Below are 7,939 nucleotides of genomic sequence, written 5' to 3'. Positions count from 1 at the left end.
CGGGTAACGACCCTTACCCCGGATGAGTGGCTGCACGAGCTGGTACAGGCCGAGTGGGACGAGCGGCAGAACCGCTCCATCGACCAGCGCATCCGACTCGCCCGCTTCCGCTACCGCGCCTCCCTGGAAGAACTGCACTACGGCGAGGGCCGTGGGCTGGACCGGTTACAAGTGGAACGGCTGGCGGCCTGCACCTTTATCGACAAGGCAGAACCTGTAGTGATTACCGGATCCACGGGTTCGGGCAAGTCCTACCTGGCTTCCGCCCTGGGCTACCATGCCTGCGCCTGTGGCTACAAGGTGATCTACCACCACATGCCCAAGCTCTTGTCGCGCCTGAAAATGAGTAAAGCCGACGGATCATACCTCAAGGAAGTAGCCCGCATCGAGCGGCAGCAGCTACTGATCCTGGACGACTTTGGCCTGCAGCCCCTCGATGCTCAAGGGCGCAACGCACTGATGGAGCTGGTAGAAGACCGCCATGGTAAGAGCTCGCTGATCATCACCTCGCAGGTACCTGTGTCGGGCTGGCACGACATCATCGGCGAACATACCGTGGCCGACGCCATCCTGGACCGCATCGTCCATGCCGCTCACCGCGTGGAACTTAAAGGAGAGTCCATGCGCAAACGAAGGACAGCCACCACTAGTTGAGAGAACCCGTAAATTTGATGAAGAAGGGAGCCTAAAAACAGCCCCGAATAAACCACATTACCTAACCGCCAAAAGATGCCTGCTCAAATTAGTTGCGCCAGTAATATGTGCCGAATCTCCGCCACGATATCAGGTGGTCAATTTGCTCCGGCGTAGGGTGGTCAGTTTGAACGGCGCATGCAGATGGAAGCAATGTTCCGATCCCAGAGAACGCCGCGCAGAAACTTGCCATCATGTGGGAGCTTGGGGTATTGCAGCTCGTAGCCGACAAATGCAAAATCGCGAACGTGATCAACTACCGTAAAGCCGCGGCGATCATCAGTTCGTTCTCGGGCCTGAATGAAGACACGATCAGAAAGGGAATGGTACCTCTGTTTCGAGATGACCTCAAGGACAGCAACAACCCGCTGAAGGCATCCAAAAATCAGTCATTTATCGAGAATTTCAAGCGAACCATTGGCGGCGCCTGATCACCACTGGCGGCAATTTTCAAAATGGGGGACTCCCCATAGTTTTCCCCCAGAGAGCATGTAATTCCTTTGCTGAAACAAACAGCAAATGGAAAACATCGTTCTCACCAATGTCCCACTGGACAAACTCAAACAGGAGATCACCGAGGATCTCATTAACCAGCTGCGGCCTCTTCTGACCGCCATCACACCTGTGCCTACGGCAACCGACCTGTTATCCCGAAAGGAAGCCGCGAAATTTCTCGGCGTTTCATTGGTGACCCTTAATGAATGGTCGAAAAGTGGGATCGTGAAGGGTCACAGAATCGGTTCCCGCGTCCGTTACAAGCTGAACGAGCTTGAGGGGTGTCTCAAGGCTATCAAAACATTTAAATAAGCCCAAATCCTATCCTATGTTCAAAATGCACACCTGTGAGGGCCGCATCGTGCACGGTCCTCAAATAATCCTCGCTGGCATCATACAGCATGCAGACTCTCGCAAAACCGCCACTCACACACTCTACGGAATTACCATCAGCATTTGCAGAAAGACGTCTCCGAGTGTTCACTACATGGGCGATCACGTGATCGGCCACTTGAAACCTCGCCTCGAGCAAGCATTCAATCACTTCGACTGGCCGCGGTTCTGCGCAGAAGACTTCGGCGATCACTTGGAGTGGTACCTGCTTCCCCAATTTGTCGTGGATGTAGTCGACTCTTACGACATCACGGTCAATAACCGAGAGAGAGCGCGAGTCATTGGTACAAAAGATTACATAGACCGACTACATGACGGACCTGTTCAGCACATCATCGAGGAGTTAATTCAGAAAACCGACAAATACCTATGGAGACTCGTAGTAGACGCATACCCAGCAAGTCTAAACTGACATTCAACCTGATCTACCTTCCTGGGATGGAGGCTGATCTCCAACTGTATTTCAAGGCGTTCGAAGTTTCGAATCCCCAGGACCAGTTTCGATACCGATACGTCGTCCATCGCATCATCACTCTCCGAATCGCGTTTCCAGATATGTACGAGCAAACAGGGGTGACCCTCAACCGCAACAAACTGGCACAAATCCTTGCGGTACCGAACAAGAAAGCATCGCAGATCATAAAGCATCTACTCGGCTGGCAGATCGTCACGAAAATCAAGCGACACCAAGCGGGTAAGTCGTGCACATATCAGCTAAACCCCCTCAGAAGCGGCTACAGGCCCAAAATATGGCCCTTAGCATCGACTGACGGGCGTTTCATCAAAAAGGTTCTTAGGCGCGAATTTGAGGCATTTGAAGGCCAGCCGCTGCTCAAGAATCAATTCGAGACGATCAAGCGGTTTGTTAGGGTGAACGAGGGTGGATTATCGTACCTGTCGGCCAAATACGGGAACCAATATCTGGATCAACTTATCGCTCGTTACCGTGAGGGGAAGGGAGCTGGTGCGTCGTACTCAGACCTGTTCGAGCATATCGAAATTGAATACGAGGATCTTGGTCTATTCGGGCTTTTGATTGGAGAACTCTTCGTTCGGAGACCCGACCCGAAAAGCCGCATATATACCAATCTCACATCGCTGAAGCGTTCGCACCGTCGCTTCGTAAATTTTGACGGTAAGCCGATGATGATGACCGATCTCGTCAACTCACAAATCGTATTCAGCATAGCTGTGATTACGAACCACCTGAAGGCCCGAGCTGGTCGCGCTGGCTTCAAAGAACCAGCGGCTCTTACTCGTTACCGAACTACTGCACTGAGTGGAAGGTTCTATGAAACACTTGCGGAGAAGTCTGGCATAGAGTTGACAGAAGCAAACAGGGGTGACTTCAAACGAGAGTTTTTCAGACAACTATTCTTCTCCCGCGTTCGAGCGCGGGGCGGGCCAATCAAGCAAGCGTTCAAAAGCATGTACCGTCCGATTGCCGTGGCCATCAACTCAATTAAAAAGGGAGGGCATGCAAAATTCGCTGTTAAGTTGCAGCGCCTCGAAGCCGAGATTATGATTGACGGCGTGTTGAAAGAACTTATCCAAATGGGCTTTCCAGCACTCTCGTTACATGACTCAATCATCGTCAGCTGCCAGGATCACCTTGAGCTCGCGGAAGATCTGATCAAGCGTTCAATGCATGGCAGGTATGAGTTTTACCCCAAGTTTAAACGAGAATAGCTAAAAAAGAGGTGGTTTTTCATAGTCTAATTACCGAGGTCTACGAAACAACAATTAAGGTTGAAGTTCGCTTCAGGTCTGCATTTACAAGTGAATAGTAACGAAAAAAGTTTGAGGCCAGAACGAGAAATCGAACTTTTTGTGACCGTATCCCCGAGGGAGGGGCGCCGCGGGAGGGCGGTAGTCAAGGGTCAATCCCAAAGTCCAAAACGCGAGACCCTACAGGATCTACAGTTTCAACATCAGGGGGGCGGTCTTCAAAATTTTTTGGGATAGCCAGAAGATCATAAACTTCGGATATGCCCGAGCAGGCGCAGAAGATCATCGAAAAGTGAAGCCTATCGCGGCACAGAGACTATGCTGTATGATCTCCCGAATTAATTGCTTGCCAAGCGAGCACGTAGCATGAAAAACCCCGCGAATGCGGGGTTTTAGCTTACTTATTGCGAGATGGCAGCTTACAGTGCCATCGCAGAATGTCACCGATCAAGGGGTAGACGTCGTTGTGTGTACGCGGAAAGCGGAATGTTTGAGACTTTTCGTCAAACGCACCTAAATCTCGGATCTTACCTTCATCGTCCTTCGGCAGATAAACAGAGAGGGCCTCCAGACCATGTAATGCACGTTCCTCAGGTTTAAGGATGTAGTACCGCCAAGCAGGGTTAGTGTGAGAGAAGTCGAAATCATTAATACCGTCGATCAGTTTTTGTTGGTTCTCTTCTGTTCGTAATTCATCGTTCTTTCCGAAGAAGAAGTCGAAATACAACTTTGCGAGAGCTTTAAGGACGACGGGTTGGGCCGCTGTTGTTTTCAGTTTGTGTTTCTCTTCCAGGATCGCGGGAATGTCTAAGATCTGGTGCCAAAACTGATTCGCAATTTGCTTTTTGTATTCTGTTACTTCGGTAGGCAATGCGCCATTGATGTTATTCTTATTACGGAAAAGTACTGCGTTGACGCCAACCAGCTGCTTACGCGATATGCTCGGTTTCACTTCTTCCCAATCCACCTCATCCTTCTCGATCACCGAGAAGCCGCGTGGATCGAAAATATGTGGCTCAAGTTCAGTGCTGCTATATGAATTTATTGGGTTGGAGTTGTCAAATTTGAGCGAAAGGCTCTTATCCACCTTTTTGCCGCGGTTATTGAGATCGTGAAAGACCTGACGCTCTTGCTCGATGTCCAATGCTATATGGCATTCTACTTGAATTTCACACCATTTGCTTACTTCTTTACATGCGTTCCAAACTGCAATCTCATCGGCTGAGATTTTCTCTTTTGACTTAGTCGGGTAAAGCGAAGGCTTGGGGTATTTGTGAAATGATGTCACGTCACTGAGGAAGTCGTAGACCAATTCAATAGCTTTCCTTCGATGCTGTCCATCGATGATCCACAAAACATCACCATTACGTAAGGTGATCTGATAACCGACTACACGATGATTTGCATCATGCAACGGACGAATATCTTCAACACGGAGGCTACGAACATTAGCCACCATCGGCGGTATGGTGTAGTAGGGCTGAGTGCCAAGCTCGGCCATAATTTCGCCGAACTTTTCGTTCACGGGCTCACCCTTTCGTCGTTTGTAAATAATCGCCGACTCAACCAATCCCTTCAGGATGTACAATGCTAACCCTCTCGCATGCGCAAGATCGAGCGGACGCTGGCTTTGTTCTTCAGGTGCCATGCGATCATTAGAAACGTCGGTGTGCTGGAAGATCTGAAACATGTTCAAACCCGTTGTAAAGGTCGGGCGGCCCAGGTTGTTGTTCTTCGTGCAGTTGAATGTAATGCCGATGGGCTGCTCCACGGAGAAGACATCATCGAGGAAAGGGTTCCTTTCTACGACATTGTTTGCGAATTCGTATTTCTGTTCCATGTACTAAAGTTTAGGCAAATATATGAGCCTCCCTGGATAAACCAAAAATTTCCCAGGGAAAAAATATGAACACTCAGATGGGTCAAAAATTTATCCCTGGGATGAATGAGGTGACTGTATTCTACACTTCAGGCCAAGCAACTTTCGATCACGGAAGGCATTAGCACCATCATAGGGGTACGCCTTACTGACCAGGAAACATACAATATAAGCGAAGGATTTCAGAGACAAGAAGCAACTAACAAATTGATTATAAATCGATTGTGCGATTTTTTACCCCAATAAGGTGTAACGATGAGAAGGCGGGGTTACATTAAGCCCATCCATTGGGTGTACTTGAGTGGATCAGAATGTGATACCGAGCTCTCGAAACATTCCAACAGTATTGGTAAAGGGTACACTGAAGGGAATACATGCATCAGGTAACTTGATCCTACTTTTCTGAGCTGGGTTGCTTGTCTCATAAGTGACAACCTTGATTCCTTTCGCTAATGCAAATGATACCAGCCATGCGTCTGCCTCTTCTGCATTTAGAAATTCATCGAGTGCCTTCTGTAAGTAATGAGAGCTTTTTGAAACTGCCCAGGTACATACCCTTCCATAATCTGCTAATATCGTAGCTGTATCGTGAAAGAAGTTACTCGGAAGGTTTCCTACGCACCAACCTTTGAGATCATCTTCGTTTTTATAAATTTCGTCTTTTACCTTATCAATACAGATTATGTGACCAGCAGTTGCTAAGTCCTTCACCTTCAACCAGAAGCTGGTTGCCACGTCCAAAGGGTAGTTATTCCGATGAGCTTGGATGAAGAAGTTGCTATCAACGACAAAGCTGGCCATTCTTACTATACGAGGTGTTTGTTGACAAAATTTTGGTATGTGTCTCCCTTCAAACCTGTCAACCTATAAGCATCCCGATACAGCAAGCGCTCCTCTTTGACCGCTCTGTCCACAAGGGCTGTAAACCTCAAACTTAAGCGTCTCTTTTGAGTGGCATAAAAGTCGCCACCACTGCTCTGGTTGTCCTTCTTTTCCTGAACTTGATTAATGTAGGCGTTGTAAAAGTCAAAGAACTCTCTTCGTGTTACCTTCTTTAGATCTAAAGCTCTCCGAGCGATTACAATGGGGCTGACTTTGAACCTTCTGGCTAAATTCCTGAAGTCTTTCGTTATGACCCACTCCTGAATAAACAGAGCTTGGGGCACTAAAAATTCCGCAGCTACTTGGTCGCATAGCTTTTCGATGGGATCGTTAGCTGGCAGAAGTTGCTTGAAGTCGAACCCTGCACTTTTGCCAGTCCAGATATGGGCTAACTCGTGGACAATCGTGAACATTTGAGCAGCTTTTCCATCAGCGGCATTTATGAACATGAAGGGAGCATGAGCATCAACAAGAACAAAGCCCCGACATTCCTCAACAGTAATGGGTCTATGTGTGTTGTTTTCAACCACGCTGTTGAAAGTGATCACAATTCCAGCCTCTTCGATCCGTTCTGATAACTCACCAAGAGCTTCCTCCCAAGTAGCGAATCGACGTGCCCAGTCAAGGCTTAGGCCCAAAGTATTTCTTATATCAGCGACGATCTCCTGAACGCTGCTTCTGACATTGTACTTTCCGACGTAGCGTAGGGGCTGTATACCTCCTTCTTGTAAGTATTGTGATAGCCATTCCTGTCTCCTTTGAATCAAGAGGATGGTATCAAAAAGATTCAAGCTAACCGTGTTGTCATCGGTGTCACCAGTTCGGAAGTATGGTATTGGAAGTTGATCAGCTGGTGGTGTGTCTAAGAAAAGATAGCCGAAGGGAACATGCACTTTGTGGGAGAAGTCCTCCAACTGCTTTAAAGTCGGTTTCTTCTTGTTGTTGATCCAATCAGTCACCCGAGGAAGCCTGGCTGCAAAGTCATCCAACGAGAACCCAGCCCTGTGTATAGCCCAGGTGATCATCGAGGGACTTATGTCAACGTGGATGCTCATCTTTTCAAAAATATGGTTATTAAGGTAATACCCAAGGTTAGCTCCTGACCATTATCACACCAAGCTCCTTAGAACCTCGCAAATTACTAAATAATTTAGCAATTTTGGCGCAGGTGCCTTCCGACTTTTGACGCGCGATCATAGGCAAACGAGCAGCAACTGTACCCCGTCGTGTACCCCAAAAAGAAAAACGCCCCATAACTCGTTGAGTTACAAGGCGTTTAACTTTTTTTCTGTGGTGTGGGCCGGGATCGAACCGGCGACACATGGATTTTCAGTCCATTGCTCTACCAACTGAGCTACCGCACCTCCTCTGACCGCCGTAGCCTTACGCGAAGGCGGCCTTTCCAACCGCTTTTGCCTTGCGGCTTCAGCGACGGAGCGCAAAAATAGGGATATCCACAGACAATCCCCAAATAATTCCGGGAAAAATTTACGGCGCGCATCCGGAACTGCAGGCCCCTAGCGCAGCCAGAAAAAATAGAGGGCCGCCCATACGGCGATGAAGAAAACACCCGGGTACAGGTTGGGGAGCTGCCGCTTCAGGTCTTTTTTTACCAGCAACCGGTACAGCACCCAGCCGGCAAATACCGCCGCGAACGCCAGGGGAAAGAAGATTCTCATGGTTTAAATATCGGCTTTCCCGTGCGCTTTTCCAAACCGGCCGGTCGCCCCACACCGTCCGCCGAAGCCTTTGGCGAAGGCGGAAGCGGCCTTCGCGCACCACGACGCTACGGCACTGAAATACATTATGTATAAAAAGCGTCGCGTCGTCGTGCCGTCGTGTCGTTGTGAAGCGCCGCAGGCGCCATAA

Annotated in this window: 8 protein-coding genes and 1 tRNA gene; 4 read left to right on the top strand and 5 right to left on the bottom strand. The window is 48.9% G+C overall.

Going from position 1 to position 7,939, the window contains the following annotated elements; translation table 11 throughout:
* The 4 genes from istB to E0486_RS16745 form a co-directional block, all read left to right on the top strand.
* Window positions 1-654, top strand: a 654-nt coding sequence (istB, locus tag E0486_RS16760; RefSeq protein WP_131853905.1) for an IS21-like element helper ATPase IstB, incomplete at its 5' end; no start/stop codon positions are given.
* A gap of 233 nt (window positions 655-887) precedes the next feature.
* Window positions 888-1,124, top strand: coding sequence for a hypothetical protein (locus tag E0486_RS16755; RefSeq protein ID WP_131853903.1), 237 nt, complete (start codon window positions 888-890; stop codon window positions 1,122-1,124).
* Window positions 1,125-1,212: 88 nt separating this feature from the next.
* On the top strand, window positions 1,213-1,500 hold the full coding sequence (locus E0486_RS16750; protein WP_131853901.1) for a helix-turn-helix domain-containing protein: 288 nt from the start codon (window positions 1,213-1,215) through the stop codon (window positions 1,498-1,500).
* A 519-nt stretch (window positions 1,501-2,019) separates the two neighbouring features.
* On the top strand, window positions 2,020-3,270 hold the full coding sequence (locus tag E0486_RS16745; RefSeq protein WP_131853899.1) for a hypothetical protein: 1,251 nt from the start codon (window positions 2,020-2,022) through the stop codon (window positions 3,268-3,270).
* Window positions 3,271-3,706: 436 nt separating this feature from the next.
* Here E0486_RS16745 and E0486_RS16740 read toward each other — a convergent pair whose 3' ends face one another.
* The 5 genes from E0486_RS16740 to E0486_RS19015 form a co-directional block, all read right to left on the bottom strand.
* On the bottom strand, window positions 3,707-5,149 hold the full coding sequence (locus tag E0486_RS16740; RefSeq protein ID WP_131853898.1) for a DNA sulfur modification protein DndB: 1,443 nt from the start codon (window positions 5,147-5,149) through the stop codon (window positions 3,707-3,709).
* 345 nt (window positions 5,150-5,494) lie between these two features.
* Complete coding sequence (locus E0486_RS16735; RefSeq protein ID WP_131853896.1) at window positions 5,495-5,989, bottom strand: DUF4411 family protein; 495 nt, start codon at window positions 5,987-5,989, stop codon at window positions 5,495-5,497.
* Window positions 5,990-5,994: 5 nt separating this feature from the next.
* On the bottom strand, window positions 5,995-7,125 hold the full coding sequence (locus E0486_RS16730; RefSeq protein WP_131853894.1) for an ImmA/IrrE family metallo-endopeptidase: 1,131 nt from the start codon (window positions 7,123-7,125) through the stop codon (window positions 5,995-5,997).
* Between the two features lie 236 nt (window positions 7,126-7,361).
* Window positions 7,362-7,434: transfer RNA gene (locus E0486_RS16725), tRNA-Phe, on the bottom strand.
* Window positions 7,435-7,587: 153 nt separating this feature from the next.
* Window positions 7,588-7,749, bottom strand: a complete 162-nt coding sequence (locus E0486_RS19015; RefSeq protein WP_165917386.1) for a hypothetical protein — start codon at window positions 7,747-7,749, stop codon at window positions 7,588-7,590.
* Window positions 7,750-7,939 lie beyond the last annotated feature (190 nt).

Source organism: Flaviaesturariibacter aridisoli (assembly GCF_004343705.1).
Classification (GTDB): Bacteria; Bacteroidota; Bacteroidia; order Chitinophagales; family Chitinophagaceae; genus Flavisolibacter; species Flavisolibacter aridisoli.
The sequence above is the reverse complement of the archived record's forward strand: the minus strand, read 5'-3'. Positions and strand labels throughout refer to the sequence as shown.